General features: G+C 50.3%; 35 protein-coding genes. 34 read left to right on the top strand and 1 reads right to left on the bottom strand.

Annotation, left to right across the window (positions count from 1 at the left end; genetic code table 11):
* Positions 1-23: 23 nt before the first annotated feature.
* Positions 24-494 (bottom strand): Dps family protein, encoded by a 471-nt coding sequence (locus SYNPCCP_RS03995; protein WP_010871980.1) that lies wholly within the window; start codon positions 492-494, stop codon positions 24-26.
* Positions 495-985: 491 nt separating this feature from the next.
* Here SYNPCCP_RS03995 and rplC point away from each other — a divergent pair, with 491 nt between their 5' ends.
* The 34 genes from rplC to SYNPCCP_RS03830 all read left to right on the top strand — a co-directional run bounded on the left by rplC (position 986) and on the right by SYNPCCP_RS03830 (position 20,216).
* Positions 986-1,627, top strand: a complete 642-nt coding sequence (rplC, locus tag SYNPCCP_RS03990) for a 50S ribosomal protein L3 (protein ID WP_010871979.1) — start codon at positions 986-988, stop codon at positions 1,625-1,627.
* Between the two features lie 39 nt (positions 1,628-1,666).
* The gene (rplD, locus tag SYNPCCP_RS03985) at positions 1,667-2,299 is read left to right on the top strand and encodes a 50S ribosomal protein L4 (protein ID WP_010871978.1); all 633 of its coding nucleotides are present in this window, start codon (positions 1,667-1,669) and stop codon (positions 2,297-2,299) included.
* Positions 2,292-2,597 carry a 50S ribosomal protein L23 gene (locus SYNPCCP_RS03980; RefSeq protein ID WP_010871977.1) on the top strand — a complete coding sequence of 102 codons (306 nt, stop codon included), beginning with the start codon at positions 2,292-2,294 and terminating at the stop codon, positions 2,595-2,597. The genes rplD and SYNPCCP_RS03980 overlap by 8 nt, the downstream gene beginning before the upstream one ends.
* A 49-nt stretch (positions 2,598-2,646) precedes the next feature.
* Positions 2,647-3,477 carry a 50S ribosomal protein L2 gene (gene rplB / locus SYNPCCP_RS03975; RefSeq protein ID WP_010871976.1) on the top strand — a complete coding sequence of 277 codons (831 nt, stop codon included), beginning with the start codon at positions 2,647-2,649 and terminating at the stop codon, positions 3,475-3,477.
* Positions 3,478-3,509: 32 nt separating this feature from the next.
* On the top strand, positions 3,510-3,788 hold the full coding sequence (gene rpsS, locus SYNPCCP_RS03970; protein ID WP_010871975.1) for a 30S ribosomal protein S19: 279 nt from the start codon (positions 3,510-3,512) through the stop codon (positions 3,786-3,788).
* A 15-nt stretch (positions 3,789-3,803) separates the two neighbouring features.
* A complete protein-coding gene (gene rplV, locus SYNPCCP_RS03965; protein ID WP_010871974.1) occupies positions 3,804-4,169 on the top strand; it encodes a 50S ribosomal protein L22 in 366 nt (121 codons plus the stop codon).
* A gap of 29 nt (positions 4,170-4,198) precedes the next feature.
* Positions 4,199-4,921 carry a 30S ribosomal protein S3 gene (rpsC, locus tag SYNPCCP_RS03960; RefSeq protein ID WP_010871973.1) on the top strand — a complete coding sequence of 241 codons (723 nt, stop codon included), beginning with the start codon at positions 4,199-4,201 and terminating at the stop codon, positions 4,919-4,921.
* A gap of 40 nt (positions 4,922-4,961) precedes the next feature.
* Positions 4,962-5,381: a 50S ribosomal protein L16 gene (gene rplP, locus SYNPCCP_RS03955; RefSeq protein ID WP_010871972.1), complete on the top strand. Its 420-nt coding sequence runs from the start codon at positions 4,962-4,964 to the stop codon at positions 5,379-5,381.
* Between the two features lie 2 nt (positions 5,382-5,383).
* Positions 5,384-5,605: a 50S ribosomal protein L29 gene (rpmC, locus tag SYNPCCP_RS03950; protein ID WP_010871971.1), complete on the top strand. Its 222-nt coding sequence runs from the start codon at positions 5,384-5,386 to the stop codon at positions 5,603-5,605.
* A 7-nt stretch (positions 5,606-5,612) separates the two neighbouring features.
* Positions 5,613-5,858 carry a 30S ribosomal protein S17 gene (rpsQ, locus tag SYNPCCP_RS03945; protein WP_010871970.1) on the top strand — a complete coding sequence of 82 codons (246 nt, stop codon included), beginning with the start codon at positions 5,613-5,615 and terminating at the stop codon, positions 5,856-5,858.
* 23 nt (positions 5,859-5,881) lie between these two features.
* Positions 5,882-6,250 carry a 50S ribosomal protein L14 gene (gene rplN / locus SYNPCCP_RS03940; RefSeq protein ID WP_010871969.1) on the top strand — a complete coding sequence of 123 codons (369 nt, stop codon included), beginning with the start codon at positions 5,882-5,884 and terminating at the stop codon, positions 6,248-6,250.
* Positions 6,251-6,598 (top strand): 50S ribosomal protein L24, encoded by a 348-nt coding sequence (gene rplX / locus SYNPCCP_RS03935; RefSeq protein ID WP_010871968.1) that lies wholly within the window; start codon positions 6,251-6,253, stop codon positions 6,596-6,598.
* A 106-nt stretch (positions 6,599-6,704) separates the two neighbouring features.
* A complete protein-coding gene (rplE, locus tag SYNPCCP_RS03930) occupies positions 6,705-7,247 on the top strand; it encodes a 50S ribosomal protein L5 (protein WP_014407080.1) in 543 nt (180 codons plus the stop codon).
* 91 nt (positions 7,248-7,338) lie between these two features.
* The gene (gene rpsH, locus SYNPCCP_RS03925) at positions 7,339-7,740 is read left to right on the top strand and encodes a 30S ribosomal protein S8 (protein ID WP_010871966.1); all 402 of its coding nucleotides are present in this window, start codon (positions 7,339-7,341) and stop codon (positions 7,738-7,740) included.
* A gap of 59 nt (positions 7,741-7,799) precedes the next feature.
* Entirely contained in the window at positions 7,800-8,339 is a 540-nt protein-coding gene (gene rplF, locus SYNPCCP_RS03920; RefSeq protein ID WP_010871965.1) for a 50S ribosomal protein L6, read from the top strand.
* A 3-nt stretch (positions 8,340-8,342) separates the two neighbouring features.
* Positions 8,343-8,705 (top strand): 50S ribosomal protein L18, encoded by a 363-nt coding sequence (rplR, locus tag SYNPCCP_RS03915; protein WP_010871964.1) that lies wholly within the window; start codon positions 8,343-8,345, stop codon positions 8,703-8,705.
* Between the two features lie 39 nt (positions 8,706-8,744).
* Positions 8,745-9,266 (top strand): 30S ribosomal protein S5, encoded by a 522-nt coding sequence (gene rpsE, locus SYNPCCP_RS03910; RefSeq protein WP_010871963.1) that lies wholly within the window; start codon positions 8,745-8,747, stop codon positions 9,264-9,266.
* 68 nt (positions 9,267-9,334) lie between these two features.
* Positions 9,335-9,778 (top strand): 50S ribosomal protein L15, encoded by a 444-nt coding sequence (gene rplO, locus SYNPCCP_RS03905; protein WP_010871962.1) that lies wholly within the window; start codon positions 9,335-9,337, stop codon positions 9,776-9,778.
* A gap of 101 nt (positions 9,779-9,879) precedes the next feature.
* Complete coding sequence (gene secY, locus SYNPCCP_RS03900) at positions 9,880-11,208, top strand: preprotein translocase subunit SecY (RefSeq protein WP_010871961.1); 1,329 nt, start codon at positions 9,880-9,882, stop codon at positions 11,206-11,208.
* Between the two features lie 125 nt (positions 11,209-11,333).
* Positions 11,334-11,897 (top strand): adenylate kinase, encoded by a 564-nt coding sequence (locus SYNPCCP_RS03895; RefSeq protein WP_010871960.1) that lies wholly within the window; start codon positions 11,334-11,336, stop codon positions 11,895-11,897.
* A 119-nt stretch (positions 11,898-12,016) separates the two neighbouring features.
* On the top strand, positions 12,017-12,244 hold the full coding sequence (infA, locus tag SYNPCCP_RS03890) for a translation initiation factor IF-1 (RefSeq protein ID WP_010871959.1): 228 nt from the start codon (positions 12,017-12,019) through the stop codon (positions 12,242-12,244).
* A gap of 137 nt (positions 12,245-12,381) precedes the next feature.
* A complete protein-coding gene (gene rpmJ / locus SYNPCCP_RS16700; protein WP_010871958.1) occupies positions 12,382-12,498 on the top strand; it encodes a 50S ribosomal protein L36 in 117 nt (38 codons plus the stop codon).
* Between the two features lie 82 nt (positions 12,499-12,580).
* A complete protein-coding gene (gene rpsM / locus SYNPCCP_RS03885) occupies positions 12,581-12,964 on the top strand; it encodes a 30S ribosomal protein S13 (protein ID WP_010871957.1) in 384 nt (127 codons plus the stop codon).
* Positions 12,965-13,012: 48 nt separating this feature from the next.
* Positions 13,013-13,405: a 30S ribosomal protein S11 gene (rpsK, locus tag SYNPCCP_RS03880; RefSeq protein ID WP_010871956.1), complete on the top strand. Its 393-nt coding sequence runs from the start codon at positions 13,013-13,015 to the stop codon at positions 13,403-13,405.
* A 108-nt stretch (positions 13,406-13,513) separates the two neighbouring features.
* Positions 13,514-14,458 (top strand): DNA-directed RNA polymerase subunit alpha, encoded by a 945-nt coding sequence (locus SYNPCCP_RS03875; protein ID WP_010871955.1) that lies wholly within the window; start codon positions 13,514-13,516, stop codon positions 14,456-14,458.
* A 77-nt stretch (positions 14,459-14,535) separates the two neighbouring features.
* The gene (gene rplQ / locus SYNPCCP_RS03870; protein ID WP_010871954.1) at positions 14,536-14,886 is read left to right on the top strand and encodes a 50S ribosomal protein L17; all 351 of its coding nucleotides are present in this window, start codon (positions 14,536-14,538) and stop codon (positions 14,884-14,886) included.
* A gap of 17 nt (positions 14,887-14,903) precedes the next feature.
* Complete coding sequence (truA, locus tag SYNPCCP_RS03865) at positions 14,904-15,731, top strand: tRNA pseudouridine(38-40) synthase TruA (protein WP_010871953.1); 828 nt, start codon at positions 14,904-14,906, stop codon at positions 15,729-15,731.
* 64 nt (positions 15,732-15,795) lie between these two features.
* A complete protein-coding gene (rplM, locus tag SYNPCCP_RS03860) occupies positions 15,796-16,251 on the top strand; it encodes a 50S ribosomal protein L13 (protein WP_010871952.1) in 456 nt (151 codons plus the stop codon).
* A complete protein-coding gene (gene rpsI / locus SYNPCCP_RS03855) occupies positions 16,251-16,664 on the top strand; it encodes a 30S ribosomal protein S9 (RefSeq protein WP_010871951.1) in 414 nt (137 codons plus the stop codon). The genes rplM and rpsI overlap by 1 nt, the downstream gene beginning before the upstream one ends.
* Positions 16,665-16,716: 52 nt before the next feature.
* Positions 16,717-16,962 (top strand): 50S ribosomal protein L31, encoded by a 246-nt coding sequence (gene rpmE, locus SYNPCCP_RS03850; RefSeq protein ID WP_010871950.1) that lies wholly within the window; start codon positions 16,717-16,719, stop codon positions 16,960-16,962.
* 387 nt (positions 16,963-17,349) lie between these two features.
* Positions 17,350-17,529: a DUF2949 domain-containing protein gene (locus tag SYNPCCP_RS03845; RefSeq protein WP_010871949.1), complete on the top strand. Its 180-nt coding sequence runs from the start codon at positions 17,350-17,352 to the stop codon at positions 17,527-17,529.
* Positions 17,530-17,683: 154 nt separating this feature from the next.
* Positions 17,684-19,015, top strand: coding sequence for an adenylosuccinate synthase (locus SYNPCCP_RS03840; RefSeq protein WP_010871948.1), 1,332 nt, complete (start codon positions 17,684-17,686; stop codon positions 19,013-19,015).
* Between the two features lie 59 nt (positions 19,016-19,074).
* Complete coding sequence (gene rplY / locus SYNPCCP_RS03835; RefSeq protein WP_041425930.1) at positions 19,075-19,371, top strand: 50S ribosomal protein L25; 297 nt, start codon at positions 19,075-19,077, stop codon at positions 19,369-19,371.
* A gap of 254 nt (positions 19,372-19,625) precedes the next feature.
* Complete coding sequence (locus tag SYNPCCP_RS03830; protein WP_041425929.1) at positions 19,626-20,216, top strand: short chain dehydrogenase; 591 nt, start codon at positions 19,626-19,628, stop codon at positions 20,214-20,216.
* The last annotated feature ends 4 nt before the right edge of the window (positions 20,217-20,220 follow it).

The following is a 20,220-nucleotide window of genomic DNA, read 5'->3' as shown; positions in this document are numbered from 1 at the left end:
GTAGGTAGGACTAAAGCTAAAGCCTATTTATTCATGGCCCGCAACATCCAAGCCGTTTTTTCATGGACCCGCATCCGGTCCGAAGCCAAAGCGATGGTGGACTCATCATCGGCAGGCTGAGAGCATTTGAGCACATCCCGACAGGACTGGACAATGGTTTCGTGCCCCTTGGTCAAAATATCGACCATTTCTTTGCTGGTGGGAATGCCGTCCACTTCTTGCACCGAACTCAGTTTAGCGAACTCCTTATAGGTACCGGGGGCAAAAACATCCAAACTGCGGATACGCTCAGCAATGTCATCCACCGCCAGGGCCAACTCATTGTACTGTTCTTCAAACATGAGATGGAGGTCGCGGAATTGGGGGCCGGTAACGTTCCAGTGGAAGTTGTGGGTTTGTAGATAAAGGGTGTAGGTATCGGCTAACAGTTTTTTCAAGGACTCTGCAATTTTGATGCGGTCCGCTTCAGGAATGCCGATATTAATCGTAGCCATACTGGATTATCTCCGTTTAACAAAATTTAACACAGTACCATTTTAACGAAATTTGCGCGTCAACGAAAGAATGCTTGTTCTTGTAAGGTTGGGGCATGGCCTAGGAAGAAAATTAATTTGACGGGGATTCCCTTTAGGGCTATGATGATTAATCGCGGTCAAAACTGGATATTAGATAGAAATAATATCAAAACGTTCCACTGCTATTTTTTACGACCCCCTGCGGATACTGAATGCTTAGGCTTTTAAGTCTGATCAGGAATTGCGGTCATCCCCCTTTTGTGCCTATGTAGGACTAACTCTCCCTACCGCTAGGGCCGAAGGTGGTCTCTCAAGCAAAGCTTGATTGAAACGCTCCATCGACGTAACTGAATTAGTTATTCACTGGCTATGAAGCTGTTGACCAAAGGTTATTGCCGCTGGTCGTCGCTTTATGTCCGGGGAGCCTTTCTGCTTGTTTATTTACACTTTTATTTAGGTAGAGGGTTACCGTGTCTATCGGTATTTTAGGAACAAAGCTGGGCATGACCCAGATATTTGATCAAGAAAGCGGCATTTCCATCCCTGTGACGGTGGTGCAAGCGGGTCCCTGTCCCGTAACCCAGGTGAAAACCCAGGACACCGACGGCTATAACGCTATCCAAGTCGGTTTTTTGCCTGTTAAAGAAAAGGCGCTGTCCAAGCCTGAGTTGGGACATTTGAAGAAGTCGAACACTGATCCTATGCGTCATTTGAAGGAGTACCGTTTGACGGACGCTCCTAACCTGCAACCCGGGGATGCAGTCACAGCGGACATTTTCCAAGCTGGAGACCTAGTCGATGTAGCCGGTCAAAGTATGGGTCGGGGTTTTGCTGGCTACCAAAAACGCCATAATTTCCGTCGGGGTAACATGACCCACGGTTCCAAAAACCACCGTCTGCCCGGTTCTACGGGAGCTGGTACTACCCCCGGTCGGGTCTATCCCGGTAAAAGAATGGCCGGACAGTATGGGGCTTCCCAGGTTACCGTCCGTCGCTTGACAGTGGTGCGGGTGGATGCGGAGCGGAACTTGCTGATCATCAAAGGGGCTTTACCTGGTAAACCCGGCACTTTGTTGAACATCACCCCTGCGAAAACCGTTGGTCGGGGCTAAGTTGCCTTTTTTATCCGTCACTGCTGAAGGAACAAAATTATGGTTGATTGTATTGTAAAAAACTGGCAGGGGGAAGAAGTGGGCAATGCTTCTCTGACCCTAAGGGTTGCTAAGGAAGAAAATGCGGCCCACATTGTCCACCGGGCCCTGGTGCGGCAACAAAATAATGCCCGCCAAGGCAACGCCTCCGCTAAAACCCGGGCTGAAGTCCGGGGGGGGGGTCGCAAACCCTGGAAACAAAAGGGTACGGGGCGGGCCCGGGCTGGTTCGATTCGTTCTCCCCTCTGGCGGGGTGGTGGTGTGATCTTTGGGCCTAAGCCTCGAGATTACAGCCAAAAAATGAACCGCAAGGAACGTCGTTTGGCCCTGAGAACGGCGATCGCCTCCCGAGCCGACAACATGGTGGTGGTGGAAGCCTTTGGTGATCAATTCAGCCAACCTAAAACCAAGGAGTTGGCCACGGCCTTGACTCGCTGGGGTGCCAAACCAGAAAAACGGGTGTTGTTGATCCTTGATGAAATTCCAGAAAATGTCTTTCTTTCTGGGCGCAACATTCCCTATTTGAAAATTTTACGGGCAGATAACCTCAATATCTACGACGTTCTCGTTGCAGACACCATTGTGGCCACCGCCACTGCCCTCGAGAAAATCCAGGAGGTTTACGGTGAGTAAGGTAATTGATCAGCGTCGTTTGGCGGACTTAATTATTAAACCGATTGTGACGGAAAAGGCCACGCTACAACTCGAAGACAACAAATACGTCTTTGATGTGCGCCCTGAAGCCACCAAACCGGAAATCAAAGCGGCGATCGAACTTTTGTTTGACGTCAAAGTAACAGGGGTAAATACTGCCCGTATGCCCCGCAGAAAGAAACGGGTTGGTCGTTTCATGGGTTTCAAAGCTCAAGTGAAGCGGGCCGTTGTCACCCTCAAGGAAGGGGACAGCATCCAACTCTTCCCTGACGTGTAAGTCACGTTTAGACCACCACTGAATACTGAATTAACTGTTATCTAAACCCATGGGTATTCGTAATTATCGGCCAATGACCCCAGGAACTCGGCAGGCAAGTGTCTCCGATTTCACTGAAATTACCAAGAGTAAGCCGGAGAAGTCATTAACCACTAACCGCCATGACCAAAAAGGTCGCAACAACCGTGGGGTGATCACCAGTCGTCACCGGGGGGGCGGCCATAAAAAGCTCTACCGGATTATCGACTTCAAACGTAACAAGCAAAATATTCCGGCCCGGGTAGCGGCGATCGAATACGATCCCAACCGCAATGCCCGCATTGCCCTGCTGTTCTACACCGACGGGGAAAAGCGTTATATTCTTGCTCCCGCTGGATTACAGGTAGGCATGACCGTTATTGCTGGGGAAGAAGCCCCCTTTGAAATTGGCAACACCTTACCCCTGAGCCGCATTCCCCTTGGTAGTGAAATACACAACGTGGAATTGGTAGCAGGGCGGGGCGGCCAAATGGTGCGTTCTGCTGGAGCTTTTGCCCAGGTGGTGGCTAAGGAAGGAGATTACGTGACCATCAAACTGCCGTCCAAGGAAGTGCGTATGGTTCGTAAAGAGTGTGTGGCTACCCTGGGTCGAGTTAGTAATGCCGAATTCCGTAACCTTAAGCTAGGAAAAGCCGGTCGTAAGCGTCACTTAGGTCGTCGTCCCCATGTCCGGGGTAGTGTGATGAACCCCTGTGATCACCCCCATGGTGGTGGTGAAGGCCGGGCCCCCATCGGTCGTTCCGGGCCTGTGTCTCCCTGGGGTAAACCAGCTTTGGGTGCCAAGACCCGCAACAAGAAGAAACGCAGTAGCGCTCTGATTGTCCGCCGTCGCACCAAATAACTATTTTTGTTTTTATTCGTTGGAACTGAACTATGGGTCGTTCACTGAAAAAAGGTCCTTTTGTGGCTGCTTCCCTGCTCCGCAAAATTGACAAGCTCAATGACAAGGGGGATAAGCAGGTGGTTAAAACCTGGTCCCGGGCTTCGACAATTCTTCCCCAAATGGTGGGTCATACCATTGCCGTCCACAACGGTCGTCAGCATGTGCCTGTGTTTGTTTCCGAGCAAATGGTGGGCCATAAGTTGGGGGAATTTGCGCCGACTCGCACCTTCCGCAGTCATTCTAAAAGCGATAAAAAAGCGCGTAAGTAACCAGAGGTAAGCAGTATGACAAAACTTGATACGACGGCCGAGGTCAAGGCGATCGCCCGTTACGTGCGGATGTCTCCCCTTAAGGTGCGCCGGGTACTAGATCAAATTCGGGGTCGTTCCTACCGGGAAGCTCTGATCATTCTGGAATTTATGCCTTACAAAGCCTGTGAGCCGGTGCTGAAAGTACTGCGCTCCGCCGTGGCCAACGCTGAGCATAACGAAGGTTTGGAACCAGCGGACCTAGTTGTTAGCCAAGCCTTTGCCGATGGAGGCCCCAGCTTGCGCCGTTTTCGCCCCCGGGCCCAGGGTCGTGCCTACCAGATTCGCAAGCCCACTTGCCACATTACCGTCGCCGTTGCCCCGGCCTTGGCAGATAACTAACATCGCTGTTCACGTCACGCATACAAAACATGGGACAAAAAATACATCCAGTTGGCTTCCGCCTCGGCATCACTAAGGACCACAAATCCTGTTGGTATGCCGACCCCAAGCGCTATCCGGAGCTTTTACAGGAAGACCACAAAATTCGCCAATATATTGAGAAAACCCTCAACAATGCCGGTATTTCCGATATCCGCATTGAGCGTAAAGCTGAACAGATTGAGTTGGGTATTCACACCGCTCGCCCCGGGGTAGTTGTCGGTCGAGGCGGCTCTGGTATTGAACAACTACGGGAAGGCTTGCAAAAACTGCTGGGTTCAGCCCGTCAGATTCGAGTCAATGTCATCGAAGTCCCCAATGCTGATGCGGATGCGGCTCTAATGGCCGAGTACATCGGTCAACAGTTAGAACGTCGGGTTTCCTTCCGCCGGGTGGTGCGCCAAGCATTGCAAAGGGCAGAAAGGGCCGAAGTTAAGGGTATCAAAATACAAGTTAGCGGTCGCCTAAATGGGGCAGAAATTGCCCGGACGGAATGGGTTCGGGAAGGCCGGGTGCCTCTCCATACCCTGCGGGCAGACATTGATTATGCCTACCGCACCGCCCTGACCACCTACGGCATTTTAGGGATTAAGGTCTGGATTTTTAAAGGGGAAGTCATCCCTGGCCAGGAAGCCGCCATCGTTGCTCCCCCCAGCCAACCCCGTCGCAAATCCCGTCGGCAACAGTTCGATGACCGTTCCCAGGACGGTTAAACGCTATCGCCATTCATTAACGCCTATTCGTTAACACACTATGTTAAGTCCTAGAAGAACAAAATTCCGCAAACAGCAACGGGGCAGGATGCGGGGTCTAGCGGAGCGGGGCAGCACCCTCAACTTCGGTGATTACGCCCTCCAGGCCACCGAACCCTGTTGGATCACCTCCCGCCAAATTGAAGCCGCCCGTCGAGCCATGACCCGTTACATCCGTCGGGGTGGGAAAATTTGGATTCGTATTTTCCCCGATAAGCCAGTCACCATGCGTCCCGCTGAAACCCGGATGGGTTCCGGTAAAGGTTCCCCAGAATATTGGGTAGCGGTAGTTAAGCCCGGCCGCGTCATGTTTGAACTAGCTGGAGTCTCTGAGGAAGTGGCCCGGGAAGCCATGCGCCTCGCCGCCCAGAAATTACCGATTAAAACAAAATTTATTAGCCGTCAGGAGGACTATATTTAACCATGGCTCTTCCCAACATTGCAGACGCAAGGAAACTCGGCGACGAAGAATTGGCCACTGAAATCTTAGCCACCAAGCAAAGATTGTTCCAACTCCGGTTCCAACAGGCTACCCGTCGTCCCGAAAACCCCCATGAATTTAAACATGCCCGCCATCGCTTGGCTCAACTCTTAACGGTGGAACGGGAACGACAACTTGAGAATAGCCCTTCTGAGGAGGCATAAAAACACCATGGCGATTAAAGAACGTGTGGGCATTGTGGTCAGTAACAAAATGGATAAAACCGTGGTTGTTGCTGTGGAAAGCCGTTCTCCCCACCCCAAGTACGGCAAGATTGTCGTCAAAACCAAGAAATTTAAAGCTCACGACGAAGAAAACCAGTGCCAAGAAGGGGACAAGGTTCGCATCCAAGAAACCCGCCCTCTGAGTAAAACCAAACGCTGGCAAGTAATCAACATTATGAGCCATTCATCCTAGTCCGATTTTTTTAGGAAAACGCCGTGATTCAACAACAAACCTATCTCAACGTCGCGGACAACAGTGGTGCTCGTAAGCTCATGTGTCTGCGGGTTCTGGGCACGGGCAACTGCACCTATGGTGGCATTGGCGACCAAATTATTGCCGTGGTGAAAGATGCTCTCCCTAATATGCCCATCAAAAAGTCCGACGTGGTGCGGGCGGTAATTGTCAGAACCAAACAGCCCCTACGCCGGGCCAGTGGCATGAGTATCCGTTTTGATGACAATGCCGCTGTGATTATCAACGCTGAAGGTAATCCCCGGGGTACCAGGGTATTTGGCCCCGTGGCCCGGGAACTGCGGGATAAAAACTTTACCAAGATTGTTTCTTTGGCTCCGGAGGTGCTCTAGATGACTAAAACCAAACCAGCCCCCCACCGGGTGAAAATGCACGTCAAAAAAGGCGACACCATCCAGGTAATTTCCGGCAAGGATAAGGGCAAAGTGGGAGAAGTTTTGCGTACCATTCCCAGCCACAGTCAGGTGGTGGTCAAAGGAGTGAATATCCGCACTAAGCACGTTAAACCTCGTCAGGAAGGGGAATCTGGGCAAATCAGTAGCTATGAAGCTCCCATCCATAGCTCCAAGGTAATGCTCTATTCCACCAAGGAAAAAATTGCCAGTCGCATTTGCTACACCGTCACCGACGATGGCCGTAAAGTGCGGATGCTGAAAAAAACAGGCGAAATCATCGATTAATGGCTATCACCTTTGCCCCGCAAGCAATGCTAGACCCTAACCCGATGTGCTCGAGTTCCCTTCGTCCATCTACTCTCTGACCAAGCCCAGAGACCCTGTAAATACCATGACTCAACGACTTAAGACCCTTTACCAAGAAACCATTCTTCCTAAGCTCCAGGAAGAGTTTGGTTATAAAAATATTCACCAAGTGCCCAAGTTGACTAAGGTGACAGTTAACCGGGGACTGGGGGAAGCTTCCCAAAATGCCAAGGCTTTGGAGTCTTCCCTGACTGAATTAGCCACCATTACGGGGCAAAAACCGGTGGTGACCAGGGCTCGCAAGGCGATCGCCGGTTTTAAAATCCGGGAAGGTATGCCGGTGGGGGTAATGGTTACCCTCCGTTCCGAGCGGATGTATGCCTTTTTGGATCGCTTAATCAACTTGGCTCTGCCTCGCATTCGGGACTTCCGGGGTATTAGCCCCAACAGCTTTGATGGCCGGGGTAACTACAGCTTAGGTATTCGCGAACAATTAATTTTCCCCGAAATTGACTACGACACCATCGATCAAATCCGGGGTATGGACGTTTCCATCATCACCAGCGCCCAAACCGACGAAGAAGGTCGTGCATTGCTCAAAGCTCTGGGCATGCCCTTTAGAAGTTAATTTAGTCGCGGCTCAGGGTGATTGGTCAGCAATAAGTCTCCATCAATCCACCTGAATCATCATCCCTTAGGAGAATCTACCAGCAGGAATAATGGCTTCAACAGACACAATTTCCGACATGCTCACCCGCATCCGCAATGCCTGTGCGGTGAGACATAGCACTACCCAGGTGCCCACCACCAAAATGACCCTGAGCATTGCCAAAGTGCTCAAAAGCGAAGGGTTCATTGAGGACTACTCTGAAACCGGCGAAGGTATTAACAAAATGTTAGTGCTTACCCTCAAGTACAAGGGCAAAACTCGTCAACCTTTGATCAATACCCTCCAACGGGTCAGTAAGCCTGGTTTGCGGGTTTACTCCCCTTCCAAAAAGATTCCTCGGGTGTTGGGCGGCATTGGTATCGCCATTGTTTCCACTTCCCACGGCATCATGACCGACAGGGAAGCCCGTCGCCAAGGTATTGGGGGCGAAATCCTTTGTTACATTTGGTAGTCCCGGTCGAAGACTACTATTGCATTACTAATTAAACTTAACTTTACAGAATTAATCCTATGTCCCGTATCGGAAAACGCCCCATTCCCCTCCCTGCGAAGGTCAGCGTAGATATCCAAGGCAGTCACCTGAGTGTTAAAGGCCCTAAAGGGTCCTTGGAAAGACAGTTACCAGAAAAGGTAATTGTGGCCCAAGAAGGGGAAACCATCACCGTCACCCGTCAGGATGAGTCCCGCACTGCCCGGGAACGCCACGGCCTAGTCCGCACCCTCGTCGCCAACATGGTGGATGGGGTGGCCCAGGGTTTTGAACGCCGTTTGGAAATCCAAGGGGTTGGCTATAGGGCCCAAGCCCAGGGCAATAAGTTAACCCTCAACGTCGGCTACAGTAAGCCGGTGGAAATGACCATGCCCCAGGGCATTGAAGTCAAAGTTGAAAATAACACCCAGGTAATTGTCTCCGGCATTGACAAGGAACTCTTGGGTAATACAGCGGCCAAAATCCGGGCTGTGCGGCCCCCAGAACCCTACAAGGGTAAAGGCATCCGCTACCAAGGTGAATATGTCCGTCGTAAAGCTGGTAAGACAGGGAAGAAATAAACTATGAAAAGCACTCGTAAATCTGCTACCCAACGTCGTCACCGTCGTCTGCGTCGCCATTTATCCGGTACCAGCGAACGGCCCCGTTTGGCGGTTTTTCGCTCCAATGACCACATCTATGCCCAGGTCATCGATGATGTGGCCCAGCATACCCTTGCGGCGGCCTCTACCCTCGATCCAGATCTGAAAAAGTCCCTTAGTTCCACCGCCACCCAGGAAGCTTCGGCGGAAGTGGGTAAGTTGGTGGCCCAACGGGCGATCGCCAAAGGCATTAACCAAGTAGTTTTTGACCGGGGTGGTAAGTTGTATCACGGACGGGTAAAAGCTCTGGCGGAGGCGGCCAGGGAAGCCGGTCTCAATTTCTAACAACGTTAACCAAACCCATTAACATCCAAGGAAATTACTATGGCAAAGCGTCGTAAAACCAGCCGAGAAAAAAAAGAAGACACCAACTGGCAAGAACGGGTTATCCAAATCCGCCGGGTCAGTAAAGTGGTCAAAGGCGGAAAAAAACTCAGCTTCCGGGCGATCGTGGTGGTCGGTAACGAAACCGGCCAGGTTGGCGTGGGAGTGGGTAAAGCTGGGGACGTAATCGGAGCTGTCCGTAAAGGGGTAGCCGATGGCAAAAAACAACTAATTGAAGTGCCCTTGACCAAATCCAATTCCATTACCCATATCACCAATGGAGTTTCTGGAGGAGCCAAAGTGGTGGTTCGCCCCGCTGCCCCTGGTACTGGGGTAATTGCCGGTGGCGCTGTTCGTACTGTGCTAGAGCTAGCCGGAGTTAAGAATATCCTAGCCAAACAACTAGGCTCCAACAATCCCCTCAACAATGCCCGGGCTGCCATCAACGCCTTGGAAACCCTGCGTACTTTTTCGGAAGTAGCAGAAGAACGGGGAGTTTCTGTCGAGCATCTTTACACCTAAGCTGAAGGCCCCAAGCCTTTACTAAGTGAAAATTCCATCTCCTGTGAACTTAATTTTTAATATTAGCCATGAATTTGAGCGAACTCTCTCCCAAGGACGGTGCCAAGAAACGCCGTCGCCGTGTTGGCCGGGGTATTGCGGCAGGGCAAGGCGCTAGCTGTGGTTTTGGTATGCGGGGCCAGAAATCCCGTTCTGGTACCGGTACCAAAGCTGGTTTTGAAGGGGGACAAATGCCCCTCTACCGTCGTCTGCCTAAGTTAAAGCACTTTCCCCTCTACAATCCCAAGCATTTTACGGTGGTTAACGTTGGTAAGTTGGCCGGTCTAGCCCCCAACACCGTGGTCACCCTAGAAAGCCTGATGGAAGCGGGTATTGTCACTAGTAATGACGGTCCCCTAAAAGTTTTGGGCAACGGGGAATTAGCCGTAGCTCTCACCGTCCATGCTCCCTGTAGCAAAGCAGCCCAAGCCAAAATTGAAGCGGCCGGTGGCAGTGTGGTGGCGCAGGGCTAACAATGGTAACCAAAATCCTTCCCCATAGCCTGGGAGAGAGCGATAATAGGTTAATTCATTGTTTTGCTTCATCCCTCGCACTTTTACTCAGGTATAAATAAATGGTCGTAAGTCGAGACAAAGCCCCCTCTGCCCAGGAAACTTTCCTGCAGATGGCCCAAGCGGCTGGCCTCCGGGGTCGGCTGCTTATTACTATTGGGCTACTAATTCTGGTCCGGGTGGGAATTTTTATCCCAGTGCCGGACATTGATCGCCAGGCCTTTAGCCAGGCCATCAACGATAACTCCGTTATTGGTTTTTTAAATATTTTTACCGGGGGTGGATTATCCACTGTGGGCATTTTTGCCCTGGGGATTTTGCCTTACATTAACGCTTCCATCATCATGCAACTGCTGACGGCGGCCATTCCGGCCCTGGAAGATTTGCAGAAAAATGAAGGGGAGGCAGGGCGGCGGAAAATTTCCCAATATAGCCGTTATATTGCCTTTGGCTGGTGCATTATCCAAGGTTTAGGTTTGACCGTCGGCTTACTTCGTCCCTACGCCAACAACTATGGCCCCCTATTTATTTTTCAAACGGTTTTAGCGATCACCGCTGGCTCGATGTTTGTGATGTGGATTTCAGAGTTGATCACAGAAAGGGGCATTGGTAACGGAGCTTCCCTGTTGATTTTTGTCAACATTGTGGCCACCTTGCCTCAGACTTTAGGTCAAACCATCGAATATGCCCAATCGGGGGGCAGACAGTCCATCACAGCGGTGGTGTTGTTGATGCTAGTTTTCCTCGTCATGATCGTGGGCATTGTCTTTGTACAGGAAGGCACCCGTCGGATTCCGATTATTTCTGCCCGTCGCCAGGTAGGTAAGAAGCTTTATCGAGAGCGCACCAGCTATTTACCCCTACGTTTGAACCAAGGGGGGGTAATGCCGATTATTTTTGCTTCGGCAGTGCTAATTTTGCCCTCTTCCCTGGCCGGTTTTGCCACTGGTAATGAAGGCTTAGGGGGGTTTGGGGAAATTTTCGTCCAAATTTCCAACGCTTTACGCCCCGGTACCTGGGTCTATACCGTGGTTTATTCCGTAATGATTTTCTTCTTCAGTTATTTTTACGCCAGTCTGATCGTCAACCCTGAGGACGTGTCGAAAAATCTGAAAAAGATGGGTTCTAGCATTCCCGGTATTCGTCCCGGCAAAAAAACAGAACAATATCTGGAAGGTGTGCTCAATCGTCTGACTTTTCTGGGGGCAATTTTCCTCAGCTTTGTGGCCACCCTGCCTATTTTTGTAGAACAGGCCACTGGAGTAACTACTTTCCAAGGTTTGGGAGCCACATCCCTGCTCATTTTGGTGGGGGTTGCCATTGACACGGCGAAGCAGATCCAGACCTATGTTATTTCCCAACGCTATGAAGGAATGATTAAACAACCCTAATCGCCCCTATTTTTACGGGCAGAGTTGCATCAATCAGTCTTATTAAACACTGCGGTTAGGGAAAGCTTACAAAGCTGCTTCCTTGACCGTCTTTTTTTGATTAATTTTTGGAGTTTTTACGGATTATGGCTATGGCTAAAGGTTTAATTTTTCTGGGGGCCCCCGGCTCTGGTAAAGGTACCCAGGCGGTGGGATTGGCGGAGACCTTGGGCATTCCCCATATTTCCACTGGAGATATGCTACGTCAGGCGATCGCCGATGGCACGGAGTTGGGTAACCAGGCCAAAGGTTACATGGACAAGGGAGAATTGGTGCCCGATCAGTTAATTCTTGGGTTAATTGAAGAGCGCTTGGGCCATAAAGATGCTAAGGCTGGCTGGATTCTAGATGGCTTTCCCCGTAACGTCAACCAAGCAATTTTTCTCGATGAGTTGTTGGTTAATATTGGTCACCGTACCCATTGGGTCATTAACTTAAAAGTTCCCGACGAAGTAATTGTAGAACGCCTGTTGGCCCGGGGGCGGGCGGACGATAACGAAACCACCATTCGCAATCGGCTGTTGGTTTACACAGAGCAAACTGCTCCCCTCATGGCCTATTACCAAGAACAGGGCAAACTTTACTCCCTTGACGGTAACCAGCCGGTAGAAGCCATTGCCACCAACCTGGAAAAATTGGTTAAACCTTAGGGGCAAAATGTCAAGACGAGCATAGGTTGGCCAATGGAGCAACCTATATTTGTTATGATTGACGATGGCGCTTTTTTCGATACTTTATTCCGCTTTATTTTTAGGAGGTCATTAACCGCTTGTCTAAACAAGATTTAATTGAGATGGAAGGCACGGTGATGGAGTCATTGCCCAATGCCATGTTTAGAGTCGATCTTGACAATGGTTTCAACGTTTTGGCCCACATCTCCGGCAAAATTCGTCGTAATTACATCAAAATTCTCCCCGGCGATCGGGTCAAAGTAGAATTAACCCCCTACGACCTCACCAAGGGGCGCATAACCTATCGTCTTAAAAATAAAAAGTAGTTATTAATTTGACGGTGGCAAAGGTAAAAAATTAATGCTTCCCCTCAGTGGGGAGAGTTAATTTAATATTTGCCATGACACGGCCACGATAACTTGTTATAATTAAGAGCTTGCAGTGTTGCCAAAGAAAATCAGGCATGAAAGTTAGAGCTTCCGTTAAGAAAATGTGTGATAAGTGCCGCGTTATTCGTCGGCGCGGTCGTGTGATGGTTATCTGTTCCGCTAACCCCAAGCATAAACAGCGTCAAGGTTAGCAGTTCTCCTAGTGATTACCATTCCGGTCTGTCTTAAACCCTACTCCATAAATTTATTGAACTTATTTAGAGGAAAATCAACGTGGCACGCATAGCTGGTGTTGACCTGCCTCGGGATAAGCGTGTGGAAATCGCCCTCACTTATCTGTACGGTATTGGTCTGTCGCGCTCCCATGAAATTCTGGACGCCACCGGGGTTAGCCCCGATGTCCGAGTCAAAGATCTCAGTGATGAAGATGCGCTGAAATTAAGAACCTACATCGATGAAAACTACGAGATCGAAGGGGATCTCCGTCGTTGGGAGGCCATGAACATTAAACGCCTTGGAGACATCGGCACCTACCGTGGTCGTCGTCATCGCCAAGGTTTACCAGTGCGGGGACAACGCACTAGAACCAATGCCCGTACCCGTCGGGGCCGCCGCTTGACCGTTGCCGGCAAGAAAAAGACCCCTGCGAAGAAATAATCTTCCCCCCATCCCTGTCCTGTTTATTGAAGCTTTCAAGCAATCATTATGGCGCGTCCTACCAGAAAAACTGGGCCCAAAAAGGCAAAAAAGAATGTCCCTAGCGGGGTGGCCCACATTCAATCTACTTTTAACAACACCATTGTCACCATTTCCGACATTCGGGGCGATGTGATTTCCTGGGCTTCCGCTGGTTCTAGCGGTTTCAAAGGAGCTAAAAAGGGCACTCCCTACGCCGCCCAAACCGCTGCTGATTCTGCGGCCCGTCGGGCCATGGAACAGGGTATGCGGCAATTAGAGGTAATGGTAAGTGGCCCCGGTGCCGGTCGGGAAACTGCTATCCGGGCCCTCCAAGGGGCTGGTTTGGAAATCACCCTGATCAGGGATGTTACCCCCATCCCCCACAATGGTTGTCGTCCCCCCAAACGCCGTCGGGTCTAGGACAGTTAAATTTTTTGCTAACAGCTTTTTTGAGCAAATCGTAATTTCCTCTGACTGAGATAGCGTCGGTCAAGCTATTTACACGGAGATATAAGGGAGGTCGCGTCAGTGGCGCAGTTTCAAATTGAGTGTGTGGAATCCAGCACCAGAAAAAATCAACAGCAGTACAGTAAGTTTTCCCTTGAACCCTTGGACCGGGGCCAGGGAACGACGGTGGGAAATGCTTTGCGGCGGGTATTGTTGTCCAACTTACCCGGGGCCGCGGTGACGGCCATCCGTATTGCGGGGGTTAACCATGAGTTCGCCACTATTCTAGGCGTCCGGGAGGATGTCCTGGAGATTATGCTGAACATGAAGGAACTTGTGCTCAAAAGCTACACCGATCAGCCCCAAATTGGCCGTCTGACGGCGATCGGCCCGGGAACGGTAACGGCAGCGCAGTTTGAGGTACCTTCGGAGGTGGAGGTTATTGATCCTAACCAATACATCGCCACCCTAGCAGAAGGGGCCAAACTGGAAATGGAATTCCGAGTGGAGCGCGGCGTAGGTTATCGAGTTATCGAGCGGGGCAAGGATGAGAATTCATCTCTAGATTTTCTCCAAATTGACTCGGTATTTATGCCGGTGACTAAGGTCAACTACACAGTGGAAGACATTCGGGCCGATGGCATGAGTCCAAAGGACCGGTTGATTCTAGACATTTGGACTAATGGCAGTATTCAGCCTCGGGAGGCGTTGTCGGAAGCATCTGACATTATTGCCAATCTTTTTATCCCCCTTAAGGATCTCAATGAGCTGGAGGCGGCCCATAGCGATTACCAGGACGAGGTCAATCCGGAAAGTCAAATTCCCATCGAAGAGTTACAGCTTTCTGTCCGTGCCTATAACTGTCTGAAGCGAGCCCAGATTAATTCCGTGGCAGATCTACTGGAGTATAGCCAGGAAGATCTACTGGAAATCAAGAATTTTGGTCTCAAATCCGCAGAGGAGGTGATTGAGGCACTGCAAAAACGTTTGGGTATTACCCTGCCCCACGAAAAGGCTAAAGCTTAACAAGCTCAATGGGTTTGATTACTGCTGCTTGCCTTAGAGTAACCCCCTGTTGTTAATTTTTTAGGAGTTCAGTTACCATGCGACACAGATGTCGAGTGCCTCAGTTGGGGAAGCCCGCTGACCAAAGAAAGGCCCTGCTGAGGGCTTTAACTACGGAGTTAATCCGCCACGGACAAATCAAGACCACTAAGGCTAGAGCTAAAGCCGTGCGTTCTGAGGTAGACCGCATGATTACCCTAGCTAAGGATGGTTCCCTGGCCGCCCGTCGCCGGGCCCTAGGCTATATGTATGACAAACCCACAGTCCACGCTTTGTTTGCGGATGCTCCCAGCCGCTATAAAGACAGGGATGGGGGCTATACCCGCATTATTAGAACCCTACGTCGCCGGGGTGACAATGCGGAAATGGCTGTGATTGAATTGGTCTAGTTAGACTTCTTGTATTGATGCATTCTTCTCCGTCTGCTGGTAAACAAAGGGTTGCTCTGGTAATGCAATATCTGGGCACCCATTTCCATGGCTGGCAACGTCAACCTAATTTTTCTTCCATCCAGGAGGAAGTGGAGTTGGCGATCGCCAAGGTGGTGGGGCAGCCCGTCACTCTCCATGGTGCCGGGAGAACAGACGCAGGGGTCCATGCAGCGGCCCAGGTGGCCCATTTTGACGACCCAGTGGGACAGATTCCTCCCCACCGCTGGAGTAAAATTCTTAATGGTCATTTGCCCCAAGACATAATAGTTAGGGGGTCAGCGGCGGTGGATAGCCATTGGCACGCCCGCTTTTCTGCTCTGTGGCGACGGTATCGTTACAGCATCTATACAGATCAATGGCCTAATCTGTTCGCCGATCAGTTCAGTTGGCATTACTATCGTTTTCCCCTCCAGGAGAAGACCATACAAGCTGCCATGGAACCATTGCTAGGAAAACATCACCTAGCGGCCTTCCACCGAGCGGGGTCAGCCCGACGCCATTCCTGGGTGGAAGTACAGGGGGTTGAATGTTACCGCCGGGGGCCCATGGTCTATTTGGAAATCCAAGCCAATGGTTTTCTCTATGGCATGGTGCGCTTATTGGTGGGCATGCTGGCGGAAGTGGGCTCTGGACAACGCAGTCTGACTGACTTCAATGATATTTGGGTTAATCAGCGGCGAGATCTGGTCAAATATGCTGCCCCGGCCAAAGGTTTGTGCCTACTACGGGTCGGTTATGAAAATTTTCCCTTGCCTGATTCCCTTTGGTTTGATAGTCAACCCCTGTGGCAATTCACAGGCTAGCCAAGCCAAATTAGCAAGGCAAATAATTATGTCCCGTTATTAAGCGGGGGTATTTTTGAAAACTATGAACAAAACTGTATTACCAACCATCGACAACCTAGACCACAAATGGTACGTCATTGATGCCGAAGGTCAACGCCTCGGCCGTCTGGCTACCGAAGTGGCCACCATTCTGCGGGGCAAAAATAAGCCTACCTTTACTCCCCACATGGACACCGGTGATTTTGTCATTATCATTAATGCGGAAAAAATAGAAGTTACCGGCAGAAAACGGGAGCAAAAACTGTATCGTCGCCATTCTGGCCGTCCCGGTGGGATGAAGGAAGAGACCTTTGAAAAACTCCAAGTTCGTCTACCGGAAAGAATTGTTGAAAGTGCTGTGCGGGGAATGTTGCCCAAAAATAGCCTCGGTCGTAAGTTGTTCACCAAGCTAAAAGTCTACGCTGGCCCGAGCCATCCCCACGCGGCCCAACAGCCAGAAACCCTTGTTATCAATACCATTCCTGCAGGAGCTAACTAATGCAAGCTAACGATTCCAGCAACAAAGTCGTCTATTGGGGCACCGGCCGTCGTAAAGCGGCGATCGCCAGGGTACGTCTAGTGCCCGGTCAGGGGGAAGTGATTGTTAACGGCAAGCCTGGGGAAATTTATTTCAACCGCATTGCCAACTACATCCAAAGTTTGAAAGCTCCCCTCGAAACCCTGGGCTTAGAAGGGGAATACAATATTTTGGTTAATGCCCATGGTGGCGGCCTAACCGGCCAAGCTGATGCTGTGAAGCTTGGTGTGGCCCGGGCCCTGTGCCAACTTTCCCCCGAAAATCGTCAACCCTTGAAAGCGGAAGGCTATCTCACCCGGGATCCCCGAGCGAAAGAACGGAAAAAATACGGTCTCCACAAAGCCCGTAAAGCGCCTCAGTACTCCAAGCGTTAATTGGAGATTTGGATTTACCCGTACCCCTCTATTGGAATTATTAGGACTGACCATGCCCAAAGCTGATATTCACCCCACCTGGTATCCCGATGCCAAAGTCACCTGTAACGGAGAGGTGATTATGACCGTTGGTTCCACCAAGCCAGAAATCAACGTAGAGATCTGGTCTGGCAACCATCCCTTCTACACTGGTACCCAGAAGATTATTGATACCGAAGGCCGTGTTGACCGCTTTATGCGTAAGTATGGCATGAAGGAAAAAACCACCGGAGACAAACAAGATAAGAAAAAGAAATAGGTAAACGGATTTCTTCTTCTTATTTTCTCTAGGATTCCCCCATGGTCTGCCTTCGGGAAAATTAGACCTTAACTTAATGACTTTTTAGATTCTTTTTCAGCCAGGCGTTTTCACGGTCTGGTTTTTTTGCTGGCTAGGAAAGCTCTGCCCAAGGTCGGTAAATACCCCATTGCAGATTATGAGAGAAACTTATAGGATTGTTAACATAAGTTTACAAAGTGAATTGTATGTTAATTGCCGTCTGCGCTTTCCTAGTCCTAGGTTTCGCCCTATTCCAACAACTCCGGCCCAGTGTCGCCCCCCAGGCGATCGCCATCAGAGTTGAGCATAGTGACCGTCGTTACTAGAGTTGCCAGCAAAAATTAATTCTTGCCCCAGGAGCAGTCCATGGTAGTGTCCCAAAATTTTATTCAACTATTAAAAAAAGAATTTTCACTGTCAGCGGAGCAAATTGCCTGGGGACTGAAACAAACCGAGGCCATGCCCTCCTATCTACCAGTCATTTTTTGGCAGTATGGTCTAATCAATACCTCCCAGTTGGATCTCCTTCTCGATCATTGGGGCTAATTGACCACGGAACGCCGAGAATTTATTTTCAGAATCGATATAGCAACAAGAGATCGTGGGTGGCGCTCCAGAAAAAAAGTGCGCTAGGCGTTGACATCAAATCCCAAAAGTGCAATAGTGATAGTTTGTGTGAACTTTCTTATAATAAAAGCTCTTGGCTAACGTTATTGTTATCGGCGCTCAGTGGGGCGACGAGGGAAAAGGTAAAATCACCGACTTATTAAGTCGATCAGCGGATGTGGTGGTGCGGCCCCAGGGGGGAGTAAACGCAGGCCACACAATTGTGGTTAACGATCAGACTTTTAAGCTCCACCTAATTCCTTCGGGTATTCTCTATCCAGATACAGAATGTATCATCGGCTCGGGGACAGTCATTGACCCCAAAGTCCTATTGCAGGAATTTGACCAATTGGAAGCATTAGATGTTTCCCTCGATCGCCTGTATATTTCCCAAACTGCCCATGTGACCATGCCCTTCCACCGTCTCCTAGACCAGGCGTCGGAGGAGAAAAGGGGAGAGCATAAAATTGGCACCACTGGGCGAGGCATTGGTCCCACCTACGCCGATAAATCAGAGCGCATGGGAATTCGGGTGGTGGATTTAATGAACCCCGAAATTCTCCGGAAAAAATTGCTTTGGACCGTCGAATATAAAAATGTCGTTTTAGATAAACTCTACGACCTGCCTCCCCTAGACCCAGAAACGGTGATCGCCGAATATACCACCTATGCCGATCGCCTGCGGCCTCATGTAGTGGATAGTTCCCTAAAAATTTACGACGCCATACATCAACGAAAAAATATCCTCTTTGAAGGGGCCCAGGGCACTCTACTAGATTTAGACCATGGCACCTACCCCTACGTCACCTCCTCCAACCCTATTGCGGGGGGAGCTTGTGTGGGTGCTGGCATTGGCCCCACCATGATTGACCGAGTTATCGGCGTGGCTAAGGCCTATACCACCCGAGTGGGAGAAGGACCCTTTCCCACAGAGCTAGATGGAGAATTAAATCAACATCTCTGTGACCGTGGAGCAGAGTTTGGCACCACGACCGGTCGGCGTCGGCGCTGTGGCTGGTTTGATGGGGTCATTGGCCGCTACGCTGTGCGTATTAATGGGCTGGACTGTTTGGCCATCACCAAATTAGACGTGCTGGACCAACTAGCGGAAATCAAAGTTTGCGTCGCCTATGAACTAGACGGCAAAACCTGTGACCATTTCCCCGGTAATGCGGCGGAATTTGCTCGGTGTCAGCCCATCTATAAAACCCTTCCCGGTTGGCAATGTTCCACGGAAGAATGCCGCACCCTGGAGGATTTACCTCCCCAGGCCCTGGACTACTTGAAGTTCCTGGCAGAATTAATGGAGGTGCCGATCGCGATTGTTTCCCTAGGGGCCAGTCGGGATCAGACAATTATTGTCGAAGACCCCATCCATGGGCCAAAGCGAGCTTTACTTTATGCCAACGGCGATCCGCTAGCTTGATGTGGCCCAAAATTGCCTTTCCTTTGTTAACCCTGATTATTATTTTTACGAGTATTACCATGGCCCTTTCCATTGAATGTCAACAACGTCCCGAAAAAGTTAATCCTAGAGCTTTGCGTCGGGAAGGTTTAATTCCCGCGACCCTCTATGGACACAATGGTGCAGAATCCATTTCCCTAGTGGTGGATCATAAAACCGCCATCACCATGTTGCGGAGTGTGACTGTTAAAGAAACCCCCATTGAAGTTAAAATCCCCCATCTTTCCTGGGAAGGGGAAGCCGTAGTGCAGGAGATTCAGTGCCATCCTTGGCGCCGGAATCTTTACCACTTGGCTTTTTTTGCCGGTAAAAAATAACGGTATCCCCTAGGTTCCTGGGGATGATGAAACACGTTAGAAAGCATTGGAAAAAATAGTTGGGTTGGGGATGTTGACGGACTTTGTCCAAATCTTAACCCTGAATTTGCGATTCCCCTTAGTCGGCCAGATTAGGGGGAGTTTTTTATTGGCAGCTTAATGAGTTTTTACCCCATGGTGAATTGTTGTGGGTTGCGGGGGACAGTGGTACAGTGCCAGACTGGACTAAAAATAATCTCCCACAAGATTTTTCCATGCGCATCCTGATCATTGGCGCCACCGGTACCATCGGCAAGGCTATTGTCACCAGTCTTCAAGGTAAACACGAAGTGTTACAGGCCAGTCGCCAGGGCAGTCATTTTTCGGTAGACCTCACTGATCCAGCGTCTATCCAGGCTTTGATTGAACAGGTAGGGGTATTAAACGCTATCGTTTCGGCAGCAGGGGAAACTCGGTTGAAGCCCCTGGCCGGTCTAACGGACCAAGATTTTGAATTTTGCATAGGCAGTAAACTCATGGGACAGGTCAATCTGATCCGCTATGGTTTACAGGCGCTGACGGACAATGGTTGTATTACTGTTACGTCCGGGGTTTTGTCCCAAAAACCCATTCCCGGGGGCAGTGCTGTCAGTCTCACCAATGCTGGGTTGGAAGGCTTTGTGCGGGCAGCGGCATTGGAAGCCCCGAGAGGAATTCGCATTAACGTTGTTAGTCCTCCCTGGGTCAACGAAACCTTGCTCTCACTAGGAATGCCCCTGGGCAACGGATTACCAGCCGCAACAGTGGCCCAAGCCTATGTTCATAGCTTAGAAGGCACTATGACAGGAGAAGTGCTCTATCCGTAGTAAC

Origin of the sequence: Synechocystis sp. PCC 6803 substr. PCC-P (genome assembly GCF_000284455.1) — a bacterium.
In the GTDB taxonomy this organism is placed as follows: Bacteria; Cyanobacteriota; Cyanobacteriia; order Cyanobacteriales; family Microcystaceae; genus Synechocystis.
This window is presented reverse-complemented; position numbering and strand designations above follow the sequence as displayed.